This window comes from Marinobacter sp. bablab_jr003 (assembly GCF_016464245.1).
GTDB classification, from domain to species: domain Bacteria; phylum Pseudomonadota; class Gammaproteobacteria; order Pseudomonadales; family Oleiphilaceae; genus Marinobacter; species Marinobacter vinifirmus.
In genome coordinates this window covers 76,059-100,445 of sequence record NZ_JADARC010000123.1, presented here as the reverse complement: position 1 = coordinate 100,445, position 24,387 = coordinate 76,059, and the positions used below count along the sequence as shown (strand labels likewise).

The following is a 24,387-nucleotide window of genomic DNA, read 5'->3' as shown; positions in this document are numbered from 1 at the left end:
CACAGTTTATTTGAGCAATTTCTACAACATTCCGGCAGTCAGGCGCGGCCTGACATCCGGCGTAAGGTTTCATCCCGGTCTATAAAGTGGTGTTTCAGGGCGCCCAGGGCGTGTAGTCCCGCCAGGCCGACCAGTGCCCAGGTACTCCAGTAGTGAACGGCACCCGCAGTGTCTTCCATACCTTTCACCCGACCGGTCAGGGACGGCACGTCAAACAACCCGAAGACACTGATCGACGAGCCGTCTGCCGTGGTTATCAGGTAGCCACTGACCATCGCCACAAACATCAGCACGTACAGCAGGCTGTGGGCCACGTGGGCCGAAACGACTTCCCAGCGCTGGTGGTTAGCCAGGGGCCTGGGGCTGGTGTTGATAAACCGCCACAGCAACCGGAACACCACCACCGCAAACAGTATCAGGCCAATGCTCCGGTGCAGGTCTGGTCCCTTTCGATACCATTCATCATAGTAGGACAGATCCACCATCCAGAACCCCAGGGCAAACAGCCCAACCACGACAGCCGCTACCAGCCAGTGCAGGACAACGGCAAGCCAGCCATAGTTATGTTCAGAATTCTTTAGCGACATGCCAATGCCCCTCCCGGGCTGAAATCGAGTTCGCAATCTTTAAGCGCTAGTCTAGAGAGCCTCCGACAGTGAACCAACCAGAATGTTTTGCAGGCCAGCATCAGAATTTCTGATCAAGAATCCACAGAGGTTGACATCCACCACTTTTGGCGTATGCGGTTCTACGGATTGTCGAAATTCATGGCGGATATAAAATTTACTCATACTTTAAATCCGCCCCGTCGCGGGGCCTCAGTGACCGAGAGGAAACGACATGGAACTCGACTTCGACGAATCCGTAGTAGTACCCAGCAACAATTGATTTCAGACAAACCCGGCCAAGGCCGGGTTTTCTTTTTACAGCCCATACACAGTGGCAATGACTGCCACCGTCGTCAGCCCCACCAAAAGATTCATTGGCAACCCCACTTTCACAAAGTCGGAAAAGCGGTAACCTCCGGGCCCGAAAACCATCATATTGGTCTGATACCCCAAGGGCGTGGCAAAGCTGGCAGAGGCGGCCATCATCACGGCAATCACAAAAGGCTCTGCCGGAACGCCCATGCTGTTGGTCATCGATAGCACAACCGGAATGACCAACACTGCGGCTGCATTATTGGTGATCACTTCCGTCAGAAACGAAACCGCGCAGTAGACCAGAAACAGCGTCAGCAAAGCCTGACCTGTACTGAGCGCCAGAATGCCCTCGGCCATAAAGGTGGCTGCCCCGGTTTCCTCCAGTGCCGCGCCGAGTGCAAATGAAGCGGCAATGGTCAGAATGACCGGCACATCCACCGATTTCTGGGCCTGGCCCACGGTACAGCACCCTGTAAGGATCATCATTGCGGCCCCAAGCAGGGCAGCATTGAGCATACTCAGCACACTACAAGCAGCCAGCCCGACCAATACCAGCAGTATGCCCCAGGACAACCAGGCCCGGTCATGCCGCGGCGTTTCAGTTTCCAGGTCATTAATCAGCAGGAAATCCTTGTTGTAGCGCTGGCGGCTGACAAAGGCCGGGCGCGCCTCCAGCAGCAGCACATCCCCGGGTTTCAGCCGGATATTACCGAGATTGCCCGACACTCTCTCGCCACCCCGCGCAACCGCCAGAACCACGGCACCGTACCGGTCCCGGAACCGGGCATCCCGAATGGTCAGGCCCAGGACATCCGATTGCGGAGACAAGGCTGCCTCGACCAGCCGGCGTTCCGCACGGTCCTGGCTGAGGCTGGGTTCGTCATCGTGCACCGACGGCACAATGCCGTTAATACGCAACAAGTCGGAAATCGCCTGAGTATCACCGGCAAACACCAGCCGATCACCGCCACGCAGCCGTTCCTCGGAGGGTACCGCCGTAACCAGGCTACCGTCCCGCTCGATCTCCACCAGGTACAGGCGCTCCAGCTCCCGCAATCCGGCTTCACCCACGGTTTTCCCGACCAGTGGGCCGCCGGGGGACACCGCCACCTCCAGGGTGAACTCCCTCATGGAGCCAAACTTTTGCTGGTCTTTACGGTCTGGCAACACCCGTGGCATCACCAGCAACATCACCGCCAGCCCGATGATGGCCACCGGCAGGCCAACAACGCTGATCGAGAAGATCGAGAATCCGGCTTCACCTGTCAGCTGCTGGTACTGCCCGTTGACCACCAGGTTAGTACTGGTGCCGATCAGCGTCAGGGTGCCCCCCAGAATGGCCGAGTAACTTAACGGAATCATTAGCTTGGAGGGTGCGATACCAATCTTCCGTGACCAGGCATGAACGGCGGGGATCATGGTGGCAACCACCGGCGTGTTGTTCAGGAAACCGCTCAACAAGGCGACGGGCAGCGCAATACGGGCCTGGGCGGAACGGACGGATTTGGGGCTGCGCAGGAGGTGGTTCACTAACAGATCAACGCCGCCGGAATGATGAATACCCGCCGCTACCACAAACATGGCGACAACAGTAATCAGACCGCTATTGCTGAACCCGGCCAGTGCCTGGTCAGCCGAGATAATGCCGCTGGCACTGAGCACCACCAAGGCCGCCATCATCACCATGTGCGGTGCAAAGCGGCCGGAACTCATCAATAACAGGGCCGCCAGCGCAAGCCCCAGGGAAAACCATCCTTGCCAGTCCATAACTCGGTCTTTTCCGGTTCAAAAACTGGCAGGATAGCGAGGCAGACAAATTCTGAGAAAGAATAACTATCGATTTTTATAGTTTATTAAGGAATATCAAACCGCCACGTCAGCCATATTGCCGTAGGCTTCCAGCCAGGCCCGGCGGTCCGAGGCGCGCTTCTTGCCCAGCAGCATGTCCATACGCTCGTCGGTGTCATCACCGTCTTCCAGGGTCAGCATCACCAGGCGGCGGGTATCCGGGGCCATGGTGGTTTCCCGCAACTGAAGCGGGTTCATCTCACCCAGGCCCTTGAAGCGCGTTACCTGAAGCTTGCCCCGGCGCTTCTCGGCTTCCAGCCGGTCAATAATGCCCTGTTTCTCGTGCTCGTCCAGGGCGTAGAAGGTTTCCTTGCCCAGATCCACCCGGTACAGCGGCGGCATGGCGACAAATACATGGCCTGCGGAGACCAGCGGCCGGAAGTGCTTCACGAACAGCGCACACAGCAAGGTGGCAATGTGCAGGCCGTCGGAGTCGGCATCGGCCAGAATGCACACCTTGTTGTATCGCAGGCCGGCGAGGTCATCGGAACCAGGGTCTACCCCGATGGCAACGGCAATGTCGTGGACCTCCTGGGACGCGAGGATTTCACCGGAATCCACCTCCCAGGTATTCAGGATCTTGCCCCGCAGCGGCATGACCGCCTGGAATTCCCTGTCCCGGGCCTGCTTGGCAGAACCGCCAGCCGAGTCCCCTTCCACCAGGAACAGCTCCGAGCGATTGGTGTCCGAGCCGGAACAGTCGGCCAGTTTGCCGGGCAGAGCCGGGCCGGAGGTGACTTTCTTACGGGCTACTTTCTTGCTGGCCCGCAGACGGCGCTGGGCATTGCTGATAAACAACTCGGCCAGTACCTCGGCGATGTCGGTATGCTGGTTCAGCCACAGGCTGAAAGCATCCTTGACCACGCCAGATACGAACGCCGCGGCTTCGCGGGACGACAAACGCTCCTTGGTCTGGCCGGAGAACTGGGGTTCCTGCATCTTGAACGAGAGCACATAGGCCACCCGCTCCCAGATATCTTCCGGTGACAGCTTAACGCCCCGGGGCAGCAAGCTGCGGAACTCGCAGAATTCCCGCATGGCTTCGAGCAGGCCGGTACGCAGGCCGTTTACGTGGGTGCCGCCCTGGGCGGTGGGAATCAGGTTCACGTAGCTTTCCATCACCGCGTCGCCACCTTCCGGCAACCACTGGATGGCCCAGTCTACGGCTTCTTTGTTACCGGAGAAGCTGCCGGTAAACGGTTCCAGCGGGACCGCTTCGATATCCGCCAGGGCCGTGCGCAGATAATCCCGCAGGCCGTCCTCGTAGAACCACTCGTCTTTTTCGCCGGTCTTTTCCTGCAGGAAGGTCACCCGAAGGCCTGGGCACAGTACGGCCTTGGCGCGCAGGTTATGGCGCAGGCGGCTGACCGAAAAATTGGGGCTGTCGAAGTATTTTGGATCCGGCGTGAACTTCAGGCGGGTACCGGTGTTGCGCTTGCCAACAGTGTCGACCACTTCCAGCTCGGAAGCTTTATCGCCGTTGGCGAAGGTCATCCGGTGCAGCTGGCCGTCACGCTTGATCAGCACTTCCAGGTGGGTAGACAGGGCATTCACAACCGAGACACCCACACCGTGCAAACCACCGGAAAAGTTGTAGTTACCTTCAGAGAACTTGCCGCCGGCGTGCAGGCGCGTCAGGATCAGTTCGACCCCGGGCACGCCCTGTTCTTTGTGAATATCGACGGGCATACCCCGGCCGTCGTCTTCCACGCTCAGGGAATTGTCACTGTGAAGCACTACGTCGATTCTGCGGGCGTGGCCGGCCAGTGCCTCATCCACACTGTTGTCGATCACTTCCTGAGCCAGGTGGTTGGGCCTTGAGGTGTCGGTGTACATGCCCGGGCGCTTGCGCACCGGGTCCAGGCCACTGAGGACTTCAATAGCGTCGGCGTTATATTGTTGCTGGCTCATAGGGACGGCATGACTCCGCAATTGGTCGTGAAAGCTGAGCCATAGCTTAGGGATTCACGCTGAAAGATCAACGGTTGTTTTGTGCCGGTGCCGGACCGCGTCACTTTCCAGCGGCTTTGACGATGGGCTGAGGCGTAAGGCCAGACACTTCCAGCCTTTGCCAGTGGTCGCCCTTCACCGCCAGCACCACACAAGGTGAAGTAATCACCTGCGCCACCATCATATCCGGTGCCGGTGAATTCACCTGCATGGCCAGTTTCAGTACCGGCTCCTGCCACTGGACATCCTGCAGGCCGACACTGTAGCCGGCCGTAGGTTTCTGCCCCAGAGTCACGATAATGAGCTGCTCTGACGCCAGGTCCACCTGCCGGATTACGCCGGTGGCCATATTCTGGCCACTGACACCCAACAGGTTCTCCAGCGCTTCCGGCGAGCTGACCGGCGCCACACCGGGTCCGGTCAGGCCACAATGGGCCGACTGGGTAACCTGACGCACCTGCGGCGCAGGCTGGGCTTCCTTGGGGGCATTGGCACTGCAGGCCGCCAGCAGCGTGGCAGCGAGTACTGCGGTTGCAGGTTTAAGGGGAAATCGGTTCATTGCGTCATCCTGGTTCGATTGTCGGCCGGGCCGGTTTGTGTCTCGGGAGCCCTCAGCTGATACCCCTGAAAGCCAGGCCGGGGCAGTATATCCGGTGAAGCCGCAGAAATCGTGGGCCGGGAGAAACCGGTGGTCAGGCGGATATCCGAGAGGCTTTGGCCTTCCTCGATGGTGATAACCTCCCGCAAGCCGGTAATCGGATACTCGGCGCAGGCCTCGCCGGGCTGGCAGATGATTCCGTCACCATCCAGGTCACTGCCTGCTACAAGATAGTAGTCTCCCGGGCGCACCTCGCGAAGCTGCTGCGGCTCTTCGCCATCGTCGTTTTCGAAGCGGAACGAATAGACGCCGTTTTCCGCATCCAGGGTCACCTGGGATTCGGCGATATACAGATTATCTTCATTGGGCTCGGTGTTAACCAGCAGCACAAAGTGCCGGCCGGCGTTTCGGGCCTGTTCGTCGCTGACCAGCTGGCCGATGACCGGGATGGACAGCGGATCTGCACTGGCACCGTCTACCTGGTAGTTCACCACGATAGAGCCCCGGGCCGGTTCATCCGGCGTGAGCTGGTCTTTGAGCAACGTTACCTGCAGTGCGCATGGCGGCGCGGACTGGCACCCGGTGACGTCTATCCAGGCCGGCATATCACCCAGCGACAGGTTGGAAACATTACCATCGCCGAAAACGCTGAGCTCAACCGATACGCTCTGCTCGCCCTCGTTGCTGAGTGACACCAGGGCCGGCGATGCCGAAAGAATGGTATCCGCAAAGCCGGTACCGGCCGCAGAAACTGCCCGGGCAGCATCCAGTACACCCCAGCCCAGGGTGTCATTCCGGCGTGCCTGGCCGTCCGTCATCTGCCCGCCCTGAAGCCAAACGCGCACCTTGTCATAGTTCATGGCCGGGTCACGGGCCTTCATCAGCGCCAGCACGCCCGCCACATGGGGCGAGGCCATAGACGTACCCTGCAGCCCCCGGTAACCCGCAATGGAAACACCTCCGTCCCGCTCACCACTGGTACTCCAGACCACGTCACCTGCACCGTCGAGGTTGCCATCGCGGCTGGCATCACCACCGGGGGCTGCCAGGTCAATCCAGCTGCCAAAATTGGAGTAGCCAGCCAGCTGGCCTCCGCCGTCCACGGCACTGACAGCGAGCACGTTAGGAGATGCTGCCGGATAGGACAAAGTTGACGTAGCTGCGTTACCTGCAGCGGCCACGAAAACCATTCCCTTGTCGACTCCCCTGGCAATCGCGTCTTCCAGGTCTTGAATTCTGGGCAAACCGCCCAGGCTCATATTGACCACATCTGCATAGGGCCGGCCATCGCTCCCGGCCACCAGCCAGTTGATGGCGGCAATCAGGTCTGCAGATGAGCCTGTACCCCCCTCACCCAGCACCCGCACCGGAACCAGCCCCGCTCCGTAAGCTACCCCGCCACTGCCGGCATCATTCACCACGGCTGCAACCGTGCCGGCTACGTGGGTACCATGGAACACATCGCCGCCAACGCTGCTGCCAGGGTCTTCCGGATCATTGTCACCATCAACGAAGTCCTTCGTGTTTGCCAAGACATTCGCGTTCAGATCCGGATGCCAGTTACCAGATGGCAGCACACGCAACAAACCGCTATCCAGCACCGCCACGTTCACACCAGTGCCACCGCCGGGCGCCAGCTGCCAGGCCGCAGGCCCGTTGATCAGGTCATAATGCCACTGCCGGGTGTACAGCGGTTCAGACACCGGCGTACCGGTTTGCTGGCTGGAAACCACGTAGTTAGGCGTAGCCGACAGCACACCGGGCGTCGCCCGCAACTCCCGGATCCAGCTCAGTGTATCGTCGGCCACTGGCCCGGCCTGTGCACTGCGAACCCGGTTGCCGGGCATGGTCATCAGCCATTTACCCGCTCCCAGGCCACGAGCCTTTTCAGCGGCAGGTGTCGCCATGGCAGCTCGGACAGTGTCATCGTCGGCCAGGGCAACAACGGCTTCGCCTTCAATAAAGCGATAGCGGGGCCAGTCAAACGCCATCCCTTCGGCGCCAAAAGCGACTGACTTGGCCAGTATGTAGCGGGCGGGCGCATTCCCGGCGTTGCGCACCGTTACGCGGTATTCCGTGCTATCGCCGGCTGTGAGGGTATAACGGGCCGGGCCAGCGTTGACAGAGGCTGGCAGCGGGCCGGCACCTTCAACCTGCAACTCGAGCTCCGGGTCAGCCAGGCAGCTGCCAAAACTTTCCAGAACGAGGGTCTCCCCCGCCGCCAGGGGCACCGAGTACTCGTCCACCGCATCCTCGGCATAGGCGAAAGGCTGGCACTGGGCAGAGGCGGAAGGATAGGTCCCTGCCGCTCCGCTGACATAGCCGGCCAGCACAAAGCTGGCAGGCAGAGCCTGTATGCCGGTTGCAGCTTGTGCGCCCTCAAGCCCCAGCTGGTCCATCGTATCCTGGTCAACCCGGCTGTTGGCTTCAATACTGATCACGCCGGACAGCGGCGAAGGCGGCAAAGCAGGCACCGACGAACTGGAGCCTCCGCCACCACAGCCGGCCAACACCGCCATCCCTGACACCAGAACCATAGATCGACTTAGATATTTCACGGGGCATGTTTTCCGTTATCAACAGGTTTACCGGTTATACGGCCAATCTTCCCTGACCGACCTTTACAGGCATATTGCACCAGCCTGATCGTAAAAAAACCCGCGAGAGCAGAGCTTCGCGGGTTTTGTTTATGCTACTGCGCTTATAAAGCGTAGAAAAGCATGGGCACAAACGCCACCAGTAACAGCGTGGGTACCATTACCGCCAGCGGCAACAACAGGCGCTGATAACGATGCCAGAAGGAACCGGTGCGCTCGGCAGCCAGCACTTCGGTTTCGCCAACCACTTGCCGGGTCAGCAGGTGGTTGAGGGCCACGGGCGGGCTCAGATAACCCAGCTCGAACGCCACCAGGCACACAATCCAGAAGTGCAGCGGGTCGATACCAATCTGGATGGCCGGCTGGGCAATGGTGGCCGATACCAGGATAACGGCACCGAACGGGTCCATCACCATGCCGATCACGGTCAGCATCAGCACGATCACCATCATGGCCAACCAGGGGCTGGTCAGGCTTTCGGGGAACAGGGCGTGTACGATATCGGAACGCTCCAGAATACCACCCAGGCAGATCGAGAAACCGATCAGGGCCAGCAAGGCGCCGATATGCACGGCCGAATCACTGGCAGCAGAGCTGCTGCGATCGAAGAACGCCTGGGTTCTGGACTGGCCGGTTTCCTGGCCTGCCTTGCCGGCATCCAGCATCACCACAGCCAGCATCACCAGCGGCAGAATCAGTGGCGCACTGTATTCATTGAACTGAAGCCCGAGCACAACCCAGATGACCAGGATCACAGCTGCTGCTGTCAGGGCATAGGGAATCAGGGGGCCAAGCTCACGCACGGCTGCACGAACGGCACCCGGGGCCGGCCGCGGTTTCCAGTTACCTTCGGTCTTGCAGACGATGAAGGAGAACAGGGAAGCCGACATAATGAACACCCAGAAGCCCCAGCCATACATCTCGGTGGTGGTGACTTCCTTGTTCAGGGCCGCTACCACCACGATCAGCAAGCAAGGATTCAGCACCACACCCAGGCTGCCGGACATCGCCGTGGTCGCCAGCGACAGCTGCCGGCCTGCACCGGCGCGACGCAGCTCGTCGTACACTACCCCGCCAACAGCCAGGATGAAGATACCGGAGGCGCCGGTGAAGGCCGTCGGGAAAGCGGTGGCGAAGATAATCACCGAGGCCAGCATGGGTGCAGGCAGGTTGAACGGCTTGAGCACATTCAGCAACAGCTCCGGCACCCGGGTCTGCTTGAGCATCATGCCCACCAGCACATACAGGCCGATGTTGATGAACATGGACGACAGGTTCGACATCATGCCGAAGTAAATCGCCAGGCCTGAGCTGTAGCCGTCGACAAAGAAGAAGTAGCTCATGGCGATCAGGCCCATGGTGCAGTACAGCGGCACCACCAGCCCCGAGGACATGGCAAGGGAGCCTGCTTTCATGCGCTCCGGCACAAACAGGAACCGGATGGCGTTGATCACCATGAACAGCCCGAACACCAGCGACCAGGCATATTGCAGGATTATGGTGTCACCGGACCCCGGGGATGCCTGCAGTCGCCCGACATAGGCACTGAGGGACAGCAGCATCAGCCCGTTCACCACAAACTGGGAACCCTGGCTCAGGCGCCATTCCGCCCGGTTTCTCGGCAAGCGCAAGGCAATGTGGTCCGCATCCAGCGCCGAGATGGCCGCAGCCATGGCAAACATGCCAATGAACAGGAACTTGGTCAGGTCGATGTTCTTGAGCAGAAAGTCTGCCAGCCCCTGTTCGATATCCTTGAACACACCCAACGCCCAGGTGGCGTGCTTCTGGTTTTCGGCGAACTGCAGGTGCCGCTGCTCGCACAGGGCCAGGTTGCTTTGCAGGGACTTGCGGATAGCTTCCGGATTGGGCGGAGAGCTGAACAGATCGTCCGGGTCGGGCTTATAGGCAGCCACCCGGCGCTGCACTTCCTTGTCGATATCAACCGACAGGTTACAGGTAGGCTCGGTTGCATCCGGGTTGAGCAGGTAATAATTGGGCCATACCTGCTCGCCTACCCACAAAAGCCTGGAATGGAGCGAGTTGCCCATTCCCAGCGCCAGGGTCGCCAGAAGTAACAGCAGCAGGATTACCCCGTGCAGCCTGTGCACGGGGTAGAGCGTCCTTGCGCCGGTAGCGGTCATCGCTCGCCAGTTCATCGTCAGTGTCTCCGATTATTCCCGGTTAGCCGCGGTGCACTCGGAAGCACCCGGGTTGCTGGCACAGCGGATCTTGCTCAGCAGGCTCATCATTTTCGGGTGATAGACACTCGGTGCGTTGTTCACACCGTCACGCATCTCCAGCCGGTTCTCGCGGAACATTTCCTGGTAGCCGGTGATGTCTTTCTCGGGAATACGAATCCACTGCTCGTCCGGAATACCCTCTTCCTGGCCCTGGATCAGGTTCATGGCCTGCGGGTACATACCCCAGGCAACATCACGGGCTTTCTGGGCGGTGTCGTCGTCCAGCACTTCATCACGGGCAACAATCTGGATGGTCAGCTGGGCCAGCGGGTAATCCACAATGCCGCCCTTGTCGCCAATCCCCTTGTACAGCTCCAGCGCCTCGTAGGCGAAGGCCGGGGCGTAGGCTGCATCAACCGAGCCGTTGTTAAACTTACCGGCAAAGTTGGTGATATCGGAGGGCACCACGGTGGCCTTCACGTAGTTCACCATGTGGATGGCGTCTTTCTGGTAGTCCAGGGTCGCCATGCGCTTACCGGCCAGTTCACCGGCGGTGTCGATGCTGCGGTCGTTCACGAACAGGTAACCGGCGCCGGCCGGCACAATACCCAGAACTTCATAGCCGCCGTCTTTCATCAGCGGCGCCGCCTTGGCCTGGGCCAGGGTGGCCAGCAGGGTTTTCAGGTCATCGTAGGTGGGGATGGCACCCACGGCACTGATGCTACCGGTGAACTTGTTGAACGGACGGATACGGATATCGGTAGCCGCTACCGCATCACACTGGCCGGCATTGAAGTCGCCTACGGCCACGCCTTCATCGGTGTAAGGCTTGAGCTCGAAGTCCACACCGTGGGCTTTCATTTCCAGAGCGTAGTCTTTTACCAGGTTATACACATCGCCATTGGCGCCGATGACATCGAACACGCACATGGAAACGGTCTGGGCTGAAGCCAGCGGTGCGGCCACAGCAAGGGACAAAGCGGCAAGGGATTTGCGGATCATGACGACCTCCGGGTCATTCTTGTGTTTGTGGATAAGGTTTTCGTGCCGGACGGCGCTGCTACAGCAGGCCGTCCAGGTCCATGGTTTCAACGTTTTCGGTGCTGCGTTCCGGGCTCATCTTGCCGAAGTAGCTCTTCGGTGTGCGGTGCCCGTAATTGGCGGTCCAGTGCTTGTCAGACGAGAAGGTCACAACGCCCCGGGCCACCTCATCAAGCAGTCGGTACTCGTCCCACACCTCGATACGACCGTCCGCCTCTGCGAAGCTGGCGATGGCATCGGCCAGTACCTGCGGGCGACCGAAGGTCTCAGCCGCTACAGCCTGCAAGGCGTGGGAAGCGCGCATACCGGTTTGCACACCCAGCTCGGCGCTGTTCTCCAGCACCTGCCAGGGGTCGGGGGCGAGTTCCGGACGGGTATCCGGCAGCAGCAGCCACACCAGTGCACGAACGGCATTGGGCAGGCCGCCCCACTTTTCGTTGTCTACACACTGGGCTGCCCGCTCGGCCTGGGGCGCAATGTTGCGGGGCACGCCAGCCATGGCACCGGAGTTGGAATCGTTCACGATCGCCTGCATACCGGTCAGCAAGCCAAGCAGGAAGGTCAGCTCGTCCTGTTCGCTGAACAGGAACGGACATTCCAGGGGTTCTGCCGAAGGATCAAAGTCGTAGGCCGCCATCGCACGCTGGAAAGCCTGGTAACGGCGCTTCGCGGTCTGGGCGTGCAGGCGCTTGGCTTTTTCGCGAGCGTCTTTGGCGGCCGGTACATCACCACTGAAATCAGCACGCAGGTAATCCAGCTCGGCTTCCCAGGTGCGGTATTCCATGCAGTTGGCTGCCAACAGCATCAGCAGGGAACCCGTGGTGTCTGGCGCGGCCGTTACCCGCGAGAAGGAATACACCAGCGGGTCCGTGCCCTCACCCAGGGCGCAGGCCATTTTCGGATCCGACATCTGCAATACGTAGGGTGTGGCTTCCGATTCGGAATAACTGGAAAGCACCATACCAGTGGTGGTGTAGACAGGGTTTGCTGAACAGCCTGCCAGCAACAGGACGGCACCGGCAGCGACTGTCTGGCGGATGCGTGAAGGGTAACGACGCACGAGTGAGAACAGTGAGGAAACCATAGCTCAACAACCTTTCTTGTTTGTTTTTGTGGGAGCAAGAATGCGGCGATTGTTGTCAGACAAAAATGGCTCGATTGCCGAAACCAGTATGCCGATCAGGCCAATGACCCGGAAGGAAAGTCAATTTTTGAAATTTTATTGATATAAAACAAGGTTTTCCGAAGGTCGAGTCTTCTGGAACGCAAAAGTGACTTTTTTGGCATGCGAGTGAATATTTTATAATTTCATAAGCGCCATCACCTGCTCGGTGAGGTCGTCAAGGCTCAAGCCACCCCGCTCCGGGCGATACCAGGTGACCGTCCAGCTCAGGGCGCCGGTTAACATCCGCCTTACGATAAACGGTTCAGCAGTCAGGGTGCCCTGGCGCTTAAGTGCCGCCAGTACCGACAGCCAGAGCTCTTCATAATGATCCCGCAATGCCAGCACCTCAGTTTGCGACTGTTCCGACAAACTGCGCCATTCATACACCAGCACCGCCATCGCCTCGCCGGTCTGGCCATTGATGGACTCAAGTTCGGCACGGATCAGCGCTTTCAGTTTATCCCGCAGTGAATCAGCCTGGTCGACTGCCGCCTGCATGATTGCAGTGTTCAGCCGGATGGTTTCCACCATCACCGCTTTCAGGATTTCTTCCTTGGTTCGGAAGTGATGAAACAGGCTGCCAGACTGGATACCCACTGCTGCTGCCAGGTCGCGCACTGTGGTGCGCTCGTAGCCTTTGTCCCGGAATAACCTGGCCGCCTCTTTCAACAAGCGCCCGCGAGCACTGGCGGGGTCGGAAACAAGCTGTTTGGCGATGAGGGACTGAAGAATCTCATTCTGGTTCACAAAGGCCATCCGGTTGTCTTGCTGGGACTTTTTATTCTACCCGAGATTCACCTATTTACATACCAAGCGCTTGCTTGGTATTGTCGATTTCATCGTTGGATAACGTCCTGCAACCGCAGGCTCAAGAACAAGGCCAAGAACATGTCACACGCCAACAAGACCGTCCGCATCGGCTGTTCCGCCGCTTTCTGGGGCGATACCGAAACCGCCGCCGCCCAGCTGGTGCGCCAGGGCAACATCGATTACCTGGTTGCCGACTACCTGGCGGAGATCACCATGTCGATCATGGCGGGCCAGAAGATGAAAGACCCGTCGCAGGGCTATGCCCGGGATTTCGTGGAAACCGTGATGGCGCCGCTGCTTGGTGAAATAAAGGAAAAAGGCATCCGGGTTCTGGCTAACGCCGGTGGGGTAAACCCCGTGGCTTGCCGCGATGCGCTGCAGAGCCTGTGCGAAAAGGCCGGCGTCGACCTGAAGATTGCGCTGGTGCTCGGCGATGACCTGTTGATGAAAAAGAAAAAACTGGCAGAAGCCCGCATCACCGAGATGACCACCGGCCAGCCCTTCCCCGGCATGATGGTCAGCCTGAACGCCTATCTTGGCGCGCCGGGGCTGGTGGCCGCACTGGACCAGGGCGCAGACATCATAATCACTGGCCGGGTAGCGGACAGCGCCCTGGTGCTGGCGCCACTGATGCATGAATTCGGCTGGAGCTGGAACGATTACGACAAGCTGGCCCAGGGCAGCCTGGCCGGGCACCTGCTGGAGTGCGGTGCCCAGTCTACCGGCGGCAACTTTACCGATTGGGAACAGGTGGCCGACGGCTACGCCAATATGGGCTTTCCGATTGCCGAGGTCAGCGCCTCCGGCGACTTTGTGATCACCAAGCCAGAAGGCACAGGTGGCCTGGTGAGCCGGGGCACGGTGAGTGAGCAGCTAGTGTACGAGATTGGTGATCCGCGGGCCTATCTGCTGCCGGACGTGACCTGCGATTTCACCCGGGTAACGCTGGACGAAATCGGCAAGGACCGGGTTCGGGTACTTGGCGCGAAGGGCCTGCCGCCCACCGACAGCTACAAGGTGTCCGGTACCTGGCCGGATGGTTTCAAGTGCACGGTGACCTTCCTGCTGGCAGGCATCAATGCCCCCGCCAAGGCTCAGAGCGTGGCGAAGGCGATTCTTGCAAAAACCTCGGCGATGTTTGCCGGGCGCGGCCTGCCGGATTACTCCGAAACCAGCATCGAGTTGTTGGGTACCGAAACCACTTACGGTGCCCACGGCCGGGGCGACCGGTGCCGGGAGGTGGTGGTGAAGATAGCCACTGCCCATCCGAAGAAAGAGGCCCTTGTGCTGTTTTCGAGGGAGATTGCTCAGGCCGCGACGGGCATGGCGCCGGGGATCACCGGCATTGTTGGCGGCCGGCCGACGGTGTGGCCGAAGATTCGTTTGTTCTCCTGTCTGGTGCCGAAGTCTGAAGTATCGGTTTCCGTAGACCTGGCGGGTGAGAAATCGACCGTCGAGGTGGCTTGTGGGGGTGGTTTTGATAGCAACGCCCTGCCCCCTGAGCCGGAATCCCGGACGGAGGTTTCAACAGACACGACGGTGCCGCTGATCAAGCTGGCCTGGGCGCGGTCTGGTGATAAGGGAGATCACAGCAATATCGGGGTGATTGCGCGGGATCCGGAGTTTTTGCCGTTTATTGAGGCGGCGTTGACGGAGCAGGCGGTGGCGCAGTGGATGAGTCATACGCTGAATCCGGAGTCTGGCAAGGTGACGCGCTGGGCGATGCCGGGGTTGCATGCGTTCAATTTCTTGCTGGAGCACAGTCTGGGTGGCGGTGGTGTAGCCTCCCTTCGGATTGATCCCCAGGGTAAGGCTTTTGCACAGCAGCTGCTGGAGTTTCCGGTGCCCGTGCCTGATGGGCTGATCTCCCAGTGAACTCACTTTATTCGCTTCGGTGCAAGCACCCCAGACAATATTCCCGGATTCGACAGGTCTCAAAAGGAAAGTTTTATGAGTTATCAATCTGTACTTCGCCCCGGCTTGTTTGAAGGCCAAGTGTTTATTGTCACCGGAGGCGGTTCGGGTATTGGCCGTTGCACGGCTCACGAACTGGCGTCGCTCGGTGCTCGGGTTGCGCTGGTGGGTCGTAAGCAGGAAAAGGTGGACGCGGTTAAAGCCGAGATAGAGGAAGACGGCGGTATTGCCAGCGCCCATGCCTGTGACATTCGTGAGGAGGAGTCAGTCAAGGCCACGGTGAAGGCGATTATTGAGACCCACGGCGGTCTGAACGGGGTGGTGAACAATGCCGGCGGGCAGTTTGCGTCGCCGTTGACGGGGATTAACCAGAAAGGTTGGGAAACCGTGGTTCGGACCAATCTGACCGGTGGTTTTCTGATGGCCCGGGAGGCTTATACCCAGGCGTTGAACAAGACCGGTGGTTCGATTGTGAACATTGTGGCGGATATGTGGGGCGGTATGCCGGGCATGGGCCACTCTGGTGCAGCCAGGGCCGGGATGGTGAATTTTACCCAGACGGCCGCGGTTGAGTGGGCGCCTTCCGGGGTTCGGGTGAATGCGGTGGCGCCGGGGTGGATTGCGTCCAGCGGGATGGATAACTACCCGGCTCATATGAAGTCGTGGATTCGGAGCCTGGCGGATGCGGTGCCGATCAAGCGGATGGGGACGGAGTCGGAGGTGAGTTCGGCGATCTGTTTTCTGCTTAGCCCGGGCGCGGCGTTTATCAGTGGCGACTGCCTGCGGATTGACGGGGCGGCATCCCAGGGCGGGCGTGTCTGGCCGATGCCGAAGGCGAAGAATAACGAGCCCTATAACGGTTTCCATCGGGCGGTAACGCCGAAAGTATTGAGTGACGACTGAGGATTTCCCATGCAGGTACTGGAAACAACAATAACCCCCCAGTCTGACGAGTTCCGGGCCAATGTTGAGGCCATGGAAGCGCATATCTCGACTTTCCGGGATGTGGAGCAGAAGGTTCTGGACCTGGCGGAATCGGCCCGGGAGAAGTTCACCAAGCGCGGCAAGCTGCTGCCGAGGGATCGTATCAATCGGCTGCTGGATCGTGGCAGTGAGTTTCTGGAGCTGTGTTCACTTGCCGGTTACAAGATGCACGATGACAAAGACGGCTCCATGGCCGGCGGCGGCATTATTGCCGGCATTGGCCGGGTAGCCGGTGTGCGCTGTCTCGTGGTGGCCAGCAACAGCGCCATCAAGGGCGGAACCATTACACCCGCCGGCCTGGACAAGACCCTGCGTCTGCAGCAGATCGCCATGGAGAACAAACTTCCGGTCGTATCGATGTCGGAATCCGGTGGCGCCAACCTGAACTACGCCACCGACATCTTCGTGCTGGGCGCCCGGGGCTTTGCCAACCAGGCCCGCATGTCCGCCGCAGGCATTCCGCAAGTGACGGTCGTGCACGGTAACGCCACCGCCGGTGGTGCCTATCAGCCAGGCTTGTCCGATTACGTGATCACCGTGCGCGAGCAGGCCAAGATGTTCCTGGCCGGCCCGCCGCTGCTGAAAGCGGCCACGGGCGAGGTCGCCACCGATGAAGAACTCGGCGGCGCAGAAATGCACGCCACAGTAGCCGGCACAGCTGAATATCTGGCCGAGGACGATGCCGACGGCATTCGCCAGGCCCGGGAGATTCTCGGCGCCCTGCCCTGGAACGAAAACCTGCCGCTGCGCCAGGAGCCCCGGTGGGATGAGCCGCTGTATCCGGCGGACGAGCTGCTGGGCGTGATTCCTTCCGATGCCAAAAAGCCCTACGACGTGCGCGAGATCCTCGCCCGCATCGCCGACGGCTCCCGGTTCCTGGATTTCAAGAACGACTACGACAGCCAGACCGTGTGCGGCACCATTCGCATTCAGGGGCATAGTGTGGGCATCATCGGCAACAACGGCCCGATCACCCCGGCCGGTTCCACCAAGGCGGCTCAGTTTATCCAGCTCTGCGACCAGGCCGGCACCCCCATCCTGTTCCTGCACAACACCACCGGCTTCATGGTGGGCACGCACTCGGAGCAGAACGGCATCATCAAACACGGCTCCAAGATGCTGCAAGCCGTTGCCAACTGCCGGGTGCCGAAAATCGCCGTGGTGGTCGGCGGCTCCTACGGCGCCGGCAACTATGCCATGTGCGGCCGGGGCCTGGACCCAAGATTCATCTTCGCCTGGCCCAACAGCCGCACCGCCGTCATGGGCCCGGCCCAGGCCGGCAAGGTGATGCGCATTGTGGCCGAAGAAAAACAGCGCAAAAGCGGCATAGAGCCCGACGAGAAAACCCTGGCGTTCCTGGAACAAGCCACCGCCAAGAAACTCGAAGACGGCTCCACCGCCCTGTTCGGCACCGCACGGCTCTGGGATGACGGCCTGATCGACCCGCGGGATACCCGGCGAGTTCTGTCCCTGGTTTTGTCTGTCTGCCGCGAGGCCGAGCAGCGGCAGCTGCGGCCCAACTCTTACGGCGTGGCTCGGTTTTAGGTGGGGAGCTGGCTTCACCTGGTGTTTTATTTTGGGTGGAGCCCGCCTCGTGGATTGTTGTTCAGTAGTTGGAACCATGTGGGATGAGCTGTCCAAAAACCGCTACAAGCACATCCATGTGCGCTTCTCTCCGGCCATCCATGGCCTTCGAAGATTTTTGGACAGCTCATCCCACATGGTTCTACTCGACGTCACGGGAACATCTTTTTCGAGATGGCTTATCAAACTCAACCAAGGTGTGTCACAGCACTGCATCAGCTGCACCGCACTCACAAATTGCTGGCAGAATGCACCAAAGTCTTTAATTCAAGCGGGTGTGGTGTGGGGCCTTCAGAAAATGTGCGGAGCCATGGATGGCGGAGCAGAAGCGCCACAGGGATGTGCCGCAAGGAGCGGTTTTCTGAAGGCCCCACACCACACCCGCGACCCCAAGCTACCGGGCAAGCACCAAACAACGAACACAAGAACTAACTAAATTCAGGAAGAACTGGAGAACAAAAATGAAATTCACACCAGAACACGAAGCCCTGAGAAAAACCGTCAGAGACTTCGTTGAGAAAGAGATCAACCCGCATTGTGACGAATGGGAAGAAGCCGGCGAGTTTCCCATACATGAGGTATTCAAAAAACTTGGCAACCTGGGCCTGCTGGGCATCCAGAAGCCGGAAGAGTATGGCGGCATGGGCCTGGATTACAGCTACAACCTGGTCGCTGCAGAAGAACTCGGCATGGCCAGGTGCGGCGGCGTGCCGCTGGCGATCGGCGTGCAGACCGACATGTGCACCCCGGCCATCGCCCGCTTTGGTTCCGACGAACTGAAACGGGACTTCCTGGCCCCCGCCATCGCCGGTGACATGGTGGGTTGTATTGGCGTCAGTGAAGTGGGGGCAGGCTCAGACGTAGCCGGCCTGAAAACCACGGCGAAGAAAGACGGCGATGACTACATCATCAACGGCTCCAAGATGTGGATCACCAATTCTCCGAAAGCCGACTTCATCTGCCTGCTGGCCAACACCAGCGACGACAAGCCTCACAAGAACAAAACCCTGATCATCGTGCCCATGAACACGCCGGGTATTTCCTTCAGCCCGCACCTGAACAAACTGGGCATGCGCTCATCGGAAACCGCCCAGGTGTTCTTCGACGACGTGCGCGTACCCCAGCGCAACCGCATCGGCGCGGAAGGTACCGGTTTCATGTGCCAGATGATCCAGTTCCAGGAAGAACGCATGTGGGGTGCGGCGAACGTGATCAAGGCGCTGGAGCACTGCATCGACCAGACCATCGAATACTGCCGCGAGCGCAAGACCTTCGGACAGCCGCTGATCAACAACCAGTACATCCACTTCCGCCTGGCCGAACTGCAGACCGAAGTGGAAGCCCTGCGCGCCCTCACCTACCAGGCCTGTGAACTGCACATTGCCGGCAAAGACGTAACCAAACTGGCGTCCATGGCCAAGCTGAAGGCCGGTCGCCTGGGCCGTGAAGTCACCGACACCTGCCTGCAGTACTGGGGCGGCAACGGCTACATGTGGGAAAACCCCCTGGCCCGTGCCTACCGCGACGTGCGTCTGGTGTCCATCGGCGGCGGCGCCGACGAAATCATGCTGGGCATTATTTGTAAGCTGATGGGCACTTTGCCTGGCAAGAAACGCGACTAACGTTTGGAGTAGGGCCTCATGGGCAGGTAGAGCTTTCCGGGACACGCTGTGAATACATCCATGTACGCTTGACTGCAGCATCCCTGCTGCAGACAGTCCCGGAAAGCTCTACCTGCCCACAAGGCCCCGAACATTGCCATTGGTACCCTATGCCGGCCTGAAACGGAGCCTGATATGGAAAAGCAACTACCACATTGCGAAACACTGATTCTCGAGAAACAAGGCCCGTCCCTGTTTCTCACCATCAACCGCCCGGAAGTCCGCAACGCCATGAGCCTGCAGATGGTCGCGGAGTTGGCCGCCCTGTTCACCGAAGTTGAAAACGACAACAGCATCCGCGCCGTCGTCATCCGCGGTGCCGGCGGCCACTTCTGCGCCGGCGGCGACATCAAAGACATGGCCGGCGCCCGGGGCCAGAAAGGCGAAGGCAAGGACGACCCGTTCTACAAACTCAACCGCGCCTTCGGCCAGATGATCCAGCAGGTCAACGAATCCTCCAAAGTCGTCATCGCCATCACCGAAGGCGCCGTCATGGGCGGCGGCTTCGGCCTGGCCTGCGTCTCCGACCTCGCCATCGCCGGGCCCACCGCGAAATTCGGAATGCCGGAAACCACCCTCGGCGTCATCCCGGCCCAGATCGCTCCGTTCGTGGTCGAGCGAATCGGCCTGACCCAGGCCCGCCGGCTGGCGCTGCTGGGCTTGAGAATCGACGCAGCGGAAGCCTGCACACTGGGCATCGTTCACCAGGTTACGGAATCCGAAGAACAGCTGAACGACATGCTGAACCAAGCCCTTGAACGGGTTCGGCTGTGTGCCCCGAATGCCACGGCAGAAACCAAGGCGCTGTTGCATCGAGTCGGCCATGAAGCGATGACCGGTTTGCTGGATGACGCCGCCGAAAAGTTCGCCGCAGCCATAGGCGGGCCAGAGGGTACTGAGGGCACCATGGCTTTCATGCAAAAGCGTGAGCCAAAGTGGGCTGAGAATTAACACATACAAAAACTTGAACAAGCCACTCAACAATCATTGGGCAGGCAAACACCCAAGGTCGAGGGAGCGCCACTGGCGGGATCAGCCTCCGGAAAATTTCGAAGGCCAAGGATGGCCTGAGAGAAGCGCACATGGATGTGCTCGTAGCGGTTTTCCGGAGGCTGATCCCGCCAGTGGTGCGGACGAACACCAATCTGGGGCGGTCCAGTAACAAGGTAGATAACGCGTATGCTAAAAAAACTACTCATCGCTAACCGAGGCGAAATCGCCGTCCGGGTCATCCGCACAGCCAAAGCGCTGGGCTATCGAACCGTTGCCGTCTACTCCGAAGCCGACGCCAACGCCCTGCACGTTGAACAAGCCGACGAAGCCGTCTGCATTGGCCCGGCACAAGTCGCCGCATCCTACCTGAACGCCGAAGCCATCCTCGATGCCGCCGCCAAAACCGGCGCCGACTGCATCCACCCCGGCTATGGCTTCCTCTCCGAAAATGCAGGCTTCGCCAAAGCCATCAAACAAGCCGGCCTCACCTTCGTCGGCCCGCCCGAAAACGCCATCGAACTCATGGGCAGCAAACGCCGCTCCAAAATCGCCATGCAGGAAGCCGGCGTACCGGTCGTCCCCGGTTACGAAGGCAACAACGCAACCGACGACGAACTCATCGCCGCCGCCAAAGACATCGGCTACCCCCTCATGCTCAAAGCCTCCGCAGGTGGCGGTGGCCGGGGCATGCGCCTGGTGGAAAACGAAAGCGAACTGGCCGACAACATCAAGCGGGCCCGCTCCGAAGCCAAGCAAGCTTTCGGCGACGACGAGCTGATCATCGAAAAAGCCGTCATCGAACCCCGGCACGTGGAAATCCAGGTCTTCGCCGACCGCCACGGCAATGCCGTGTACCTGGGCGAGCGGGACTGCTCCGTGCAGCGCCGGCACCAGAAAGTCGTGGAAGAAGCGCCCTCGCCCTTCGTTACTCCGGAACTGCGCAAGGCCATGGGCGAAGCGGCCGTCAAAGCGGCCCTGGCCTGCGGTTACGAAGGCGCGGGTACCGTGGAGTTCCTTGTCGACAAAGACCGCAACTTCTACTTCCTGGAAATGAACACCCGCCTGCAGGTAGAGCACCCAGTCACCGAACTGATTACCGGGCAGGATCTGGTGGCCTGGCAGCTGATGGTGGCCGAAGGCCGGCCACTGCCGCTGGCCCAGGATGAGATCGAACTCAATGGCCACGCCATCGAAGTGCGCCTGTACGCCGAAGACCCGGCCAACGGCTTTACCCCGCAAACCGGCACCCTGCACGAGTTCACTCCGGCCGAGGGCGAAGGCTTACGGTTCGACACCGGCGTGCGCTCCGGTGACGTGGTCAGCCCCCACTACGACCCCATGCTGGCGAAAGTCATCGCCTGGGGCCAGAACCGGGACGAAGCCCGCCGCCGCCTGATCCGGGCGCTTGAAGACACCACGGTGTTCGGCGTAACCACCAACCGCCACTTCCTCAGCCGCATCATCGCGGATGACACCTTCGGTGCCGGTGAAGCCACTACGGCGTTCCTGCAGCAGGCGTTCAAAGATCACCCATCGCTGGCACCGCAAGCACTGAGCATCCGCGAACTGGCCCTCAGCGCCTGCGCCCTGAGCCTCAACAGCGCCGGGCAGGAAGGCTGGAGCAACGCACCGGCCACAGTAATTCCCATGAAGCTGGAAATACAGGAAGACACCGTGGAATTGCTGGTGCGTCACAGTGGCCACAAACTGCTGGTCTCCCATGGCGATGACCACTATGAACTGCTGATCCAGAGCCACGAACAAGGCCAGCTGTGCATTATCGACAATGGTATTCGTCAGCGGTGCCAATACTCCCGGGCCGGTGATTCCCTATATTTGCAGGCACTCGGCCGGTCGTGGTCGGTAACCGACATCACCCACCAGCCTGCCACAGGTGCCCAGGGCGCCGGCAGTGGCCGTATCCAGGCCAGTATGGACGGGGCGATTATCGATGTGCTGGTTGCCGCCGGCGACACCGTACAACAAGGCCAGACGCTGGTGATCCTGGAAGCCATGAAAATGGAGCATCCGGTGAAAGCCGACAGGGATGGCACCGTGGCAACGGTGCACACCAGCAGCGGAGACCAGGTACGGCGCAGCCAGTTACTGGTAGAGCTGGCCGCCAGCGAAACCGAAGAACAAACACAATAACAGGCGCAGGGCAGCACCCCTGCCCTGTCAGCAACGGAACGGACGCGCCATGAGCCAAGACAACGTAACCGCCAGAGACCTGATGCGCAGCCTGCCGGGCGTATTGCGCCGGTTCCCATTCATCGCCAGGGGGCTTTATTACTACGCCGTTAAAGATGACAAAAAGGAACTGACACTGGGCAAGCTGGTGGAGCGCAATGCCAGCAAATACCCGAACCGGCCCGCGATACTGTGCGACGACCAGACCATCACCTGGCAGGAATTCGATGCCTGGAGCAACCGGATCGCCCACTATCTGAAAGACCAGGGCCTGGTAAAAGGCGATGCCATTGCCGTACTGCTCGACAACCGCCCGGAGCTGCTGGCCCTGGTGGCCGGCGCCGGCAAAGTAGGCGTGGCCTGTGCCATGCTCAACACCTCCCAGAAAGGCAAGGTGCTGACCCACAGCATCAACCTGATTGAACCGAAAATGCTGGTGGTCGGGGAAGAACTGCTGGAGCACGCCGAAGGCATTCGCAAAGAAATCGATCTTAAACACAGCACCCCGTTCCTTTACCTGGCCGACACCAACACCCTGAACATCTACGGCGACGCGCCGGAGGGCTACGTCAACCTGGCACAGGAGGTCAGCCGTTGCCCCTCGGCCCGGCCAACCCTGAGCAACCCGGTGGTAATGGGCGACACCGTGGTATACCTGTACACCTCCGGCACCACCGGCCTGCCCAAGGCAGCCCCGGGTTCACACCGCAAATTCATCCGCGCCTACGGCGGCTTCGGCATGCTGTCCCTGGCCATGGAACCGGAAGACGTTCTCTACTGCACCCTGCCTCTGTACCACGGCACTGCGCTGCTGGTCTGCTGGGGCTCGGTACTGGCCGGCGGCTCGGCCATCGCCCTGCGCCGGAAATTCTCCGCCAGCGCCTTCTGGGACGATGTCCGCCGCTACAAAGCCACCACCTTCGGCTACGTGGGAGAACTCTGCCGCTATCTGCTCAACCAGCCTACCAGCGACCAGGACCGAAACCACAGCCTGACCAAGATGATCGGCAACGGCCTGCGTCCCTCTATCTGGAAGGAATTCAAGGAACGCTTCGGCATTGAAACCGTGGCAGAGCTGTACGCTTCCTCAGAGGGCAACATCGGCTTCAGCAACTTCTTCAACATGGACAACACCGTCGGCTTCTCCACCGCGCCCTACAAACTGGTGAAATACCACGAAGGCACCCGGGACCCGATCCGCACCGAGAAAGGCCGGCTGGAAGAAGTGGCAAAAGGCGAACCGGGCTTACTGATTGGCGAAATCACCAAGAAATGGGCGTTCGAAGGTTACACCCAGAAAGAAGCCACCGAAAAATCCATCTTGCGAGACGCCTTCAAAAACGGCGACGCCTGGTTCAACACCGGCGACGTGCTGAAAGAAATCGGCTGCCGGCACCTGCAGTTCGTCGATCGCATGGGTGACACCTTCCGTTGGAAGGGCGAAAACGTCTCCACCACCGAGGTGGAAAACATCATCGACGGCTCCGGCATGGTGCAGGAAGCCATCGTGTACGGCGTGGAAATCCCGGACACCAACGGCAAAGCCGGCATGGTGACCCTGGTGCCCCAGAATCCGGAGGCGGATTTTGATGTGGACAGGCTGTTCGCTTATTTGAGCGACAACCTGCCAGCCTATGCCGTTCCGGTGTTTGTGCGGGTAACCCATGCCATCGAGAAAACGGGAACGTTCAAGTACCGGAAGGTGGATATCCAGAAGCTCGGCTATTCCCTGGACCGGCCCCACGAGGAAGTCTATGCCTGGCTTCCCGGCACATCCGTTTATACCCGACTGACGCCCGAGCTGGTTTCTGACATCGACTCTGGTGGGGTTCGGTTTTAGCCTTTAGCCCTGAGTTGGGGCCTGTTTTCGGCCTTAGCCTGTTGGTTTTGGGGGTGCGGCCGGGTTGGGGCGCGCTTCCAAAAAACCGCTACAAGCACGTCCCTGTGCG

The 24,387-nt window shown here is 60.0% G+C and carries 16 protein-coding genes; 7 read left to right on the top strand and 9 right to left on the bottom strand.

Features of this window, described 5'->3' with window-relative positions:
• Positions 1-38: 38 nt before the first annotated feature.
• From H3Z84_RS15010 to H3Z84_RS14970, 9 genes are all read right to left on the bottom strand, one after another.
• Positions 39-587: a cytochrome b gene (locus H3Z84_RS15010; RefSeq protein WP_199458023.1), complete on the bottom strand. Its 549-nt coding sequence runs from the start codon at positions 585-587 to the stop codon at positions 39-41.
• 336 nt (positions 588-923) lie between these two features.
• Entirely contained in the window at positions 924-2,690 is a 1,767-nt protein-coding gene (locus tag H3Z84_RS15005; RefSeq protein WP_199458022.1) for an SLC13 family permease, read from the bottom strand.
• Between the two features lie 96 nt (positions 2,691-2,786).
• Positions 2,787-4,682 (bottom strand): DNA topoisomerase IV subunit B, encoded by a 1,896-nt coding sequence (gene parE / locus H3Z84_RS15000; RefSeq protein WP_199458021.1) that lies wholly within the window; start codon positions 4,680-4,682, stop codon positions 2,787-2,789.
• Between the two features lie 100 nt (positions 4,683-4,782).
• A complete protein-coding gene (locus H3Z84_RS14995; protein WP_058341358.1) occupies positions 4,783-5,280 on the bottom strand; it encodes a protease complex subunit PrcB family protein in 498 nt (165 codons plus the stop codon).
• A complete protein-coding gene (locus tag H3Z84_RS14990) occupies positions 5,277-7,877 on the bottom strand; it encodes a S8 family serine peptidase (RefSeq protein WP_323127009.1) in 2,601 nt (866 codons plus the stop codon). Before H3Z84_RS14990 ends, H3Z84_RS14995 begins: the two co-directional genes overlap by 4 nt.
• A 143-nt stretch (positions 7,878-8,020) precedes the next feature.
• Positions 8,021-10,072: a TRAP transporter large permease subunit gene (locus H3Z84_RS14985; protein ID WP_199458020.1), complete on the bottom strand. Its 2,052-nt coding sequence runs from the start codon at positions 10,070-10,072 to the stop codon at positions 8,021-8,023.
• 15 nt (positions 10,073-10,087) lie between these two features.
• Positions 10,088-11,098 carry a putative solute-binding protein gene (locus tag H3Z84_RS14980; RefSeq protein WP_199458019.1) on the bottom strand — a complete coding sequence of 337 codons (1,011 nt, stop codon included), beginning with the start codon at positions 11,096-11,098 and terminating at the stop codon, positions 10,088-10,090.
• Positions 11,099-11,156: 58 nt separating this feature from the next.
• Positions 11,157-12,221, bottom strand: a complete 1,065-nt coding sequence (locus H3Z84_RS14975) for a hypothetical protein (RefSeq protein WP_199458018.1) — start codon at positions 12,219-12,221, stop codon at positions 11,157-11,159.
• Positions 12,222-12,437: 216 nt separating this feature from the next.
• Positions 12,438-13,058: a TetR/AcrR family transcriptional regulator gene (locus tag H3Z84_RS14970; RefSeq protein WP_022989964.1), complete on the bottom strand. Its 621-nt coding sequence runs from the start codon at positions 13,056-13,058 to the stop codon at positions 12,438-12,440.
• A gap of 132 nt (positions 13,059-13,190) precedes the next feature.
• Between H3Z84_RS14970 and H3Z84_RS14965 the strand changes: the two genes are divergently transcribed.
• The 7 genes from H3Z84_RS14965 (at position 13,191) to H3Z84_RS14935 (ending at position 24,278) form a co-directional block, all read left to right on the top strand.
• Complete coding sequence (locus H3Z84_RS14965) at positions 13,191-14,987, top strand: acyclic terpene utilization AtuA family protein (protein ID WP_199458017.1); 1,797 nt, start codon at positions 13,191-13,193, stop codon at positions 14,985-14,987.
• A 75-nt stretch (positions 14,988-15,062) separates the two neighbouring features.
• On the top strand, positions 15,063-15,929 hold the full coding sequence (locus H3Z84_RS14960; RefSeq protein ID WP_199458016.1) for an SDR family oxidoreductase: 867 nt from the start codon (positions 15,063-15,065) through the stop codon (positions 15,927-15,929).
• A 9-nt stretch (positions 15,930-15,938) separates the two neighbouring features.
• The gene (locus H3Z84_RS14955; RefSeq protein WP_199458015.1) at positions 15,939-17,555 is read left to right on the top strand and encodes an acyl-CoA carboxylase subunit beta; all 1,617 of its coding nucleotides are present in this window, start codon (positions 15,939-15,941) and stop codon (positions 17,553-17,555) included.
• Positions 17,556-18,055: 500 nt separating this feature from the next.
• The gene (atuD, locus tag H3Z84_RS14950; protein ID WP_199458014.1) at positions 18,056-19,216 is read left to right on the top strand and encodes a citronellyl-CoA dehydrogenase; all 1,161 of its coding nucleotides are present in this window, start codon (positions 18,056-18,058) and stop codon (positions 19,214-19,216) included.
• 174 nt (positions 19,217-19,390) lie between these two features.
• Positions 19,391-20,206, top strand: a complete 816-nt coding sequence (locus tag H3Z84_RS14945) for an enoyl-CoA hydratase/isomerase family protein (RefSeq protein ID WP_199458013.1) — start codon at positions 19,391-19,393, stop codon at positions 20,204-20,206.
• 228 nt (positions 20,207-20,434) lie between these two features.
• On the top strand, positions 20,435-22,399 hold the full coding sequence (locus H3Z84_RS14940; protein ID WP_199458012.1) for an acetyl/propionyl/methylcrotonyl-CoA carboxylase subunit alpha: 1,965 nt from the start codon (positions 20,435-20,437) through the stop codon (positions 22,397-22,399).
• A 49-nt stretch (positions 22,400-22,448) separates the two neighbouring features.
• Complete coding sequence (locus tag H3Z84_RS14935; RefSeq protein WP_199458011.1) at positions 22,449-24,278, top strand: long-chain-acyl-CoA synthetase; 1,830 nt, start codon at positions 22,449-22,451, stop codon at positions 24,276-24,278.
• The last annotated feature ends 109 nt before the right edge of the window (positions 24,279-24,387 follow it).

Bases quoted from the DNA above. Each gene is read 5' to 3' on its own strand.
- H3Z84_RS15010 (WP_199458023.1), bottom strand. From the start codon at position 587: ATGTCGCTAAAGAATTCTGAACATAACTATGGCTGGCTTGCCGTTGTC.
- H3Z84_RS15005 (WP_199458022.1), bottom strand. From the start codon at position 2,690: ATGGACTGGCAAGGATGGTTTTCCCTGGGGCTTGCGCTGGCGGCCCTG.
- parE (WP_199458021.1), bottom strand. From the start codon at position 4,682: ATGAGCCAGCAACAATATAACGCCGACGCTATTGAAGTCCTCAGTGGC.
- H3Z84_RS14995 (WP_058341358.1), bottom strand. From the start codon at position 5,280: ATGAACCGATTTCCCCTTAAACCTGCAACCGCAGTACTCGCTGCCACG.
- H3Z84_RS14985 (WP_199458020.1), bottom strand. From the start codon at position 10,072: ATGAACTGGCGAGCGATGACCGCTACCGGCGCAAGGACGCTCTACCCC.
- H3Z84_RS14980 (WP_199458019.1), bottom strand. From the start codon at position 11,098: ATGATCCGCAAATCCCTTGCCGCTTTGTCCCTTGCTGTGGCCGCACCG.
- H3Z84_RS14975 (WP_199458018.1), bottom strand. From the start codon at position 12,221: ATGGTTTCCTCACTGTTCTCACTCGTGCGTCGTTACCCTTCACGCATC.
- H3Z84_RS14970 (WP_022989964.1), bottom strand. From the start codon at position 13,058: ATGGCCTTTGTGAACCAGAATGAGATTCTTCAGTCCCTCATCGCCAAA.
- H3Z84_RS14965 (WP_199458017.1), top strand. From the start codon at position 13,191: ATGTCACACGCCAACAAGACCGTCCGCATCGGCTGTTCCGCCGCTTTC.
- H3Z84_RS14960 (WP_199458016.1), top strand. From the start codon at position 15,063: ATGAGTTATCAATCTGTACTTCGCCCCGGCTTGTTTGAAGGCCAAGTG.
- H3Z84_RS14955 (WP_199458015.1), top strand. From the start codon at position 15,939: ATGCAGGTACTGGAAACAACAATAACCCCCCAGTCTGACGAGTTCCGG.
- atuD (WP_199458014.1), top strand. From the start codon at position 18,056: ATGAAATTCACACCAGAACACGAAGCCCTGAGAAAAACCGTCAGAGAC.
- H3Z84_RS14945 (WP_199458013.1), top strand. From the start codon at position 19,391: ATGGAAAAGCAACTACCACATTGCGAAACACTGATTCTCGAGAAACAA.
- H3Z84_RS14940 (WP_199458012.1), top strand. From the start codon at position 20,435: ATGCTAAAAAAACTACTCATCGCTAACCGAGGCGAAATCGCCGTCCGG.
- H3Z84_RS14935 (WP_199458011.1), top strand. From the start codon at position 22,449: ATGAGCCAAGACAACGTAACCGCCAGAGACCTGATGCGCAGCCTGCCG.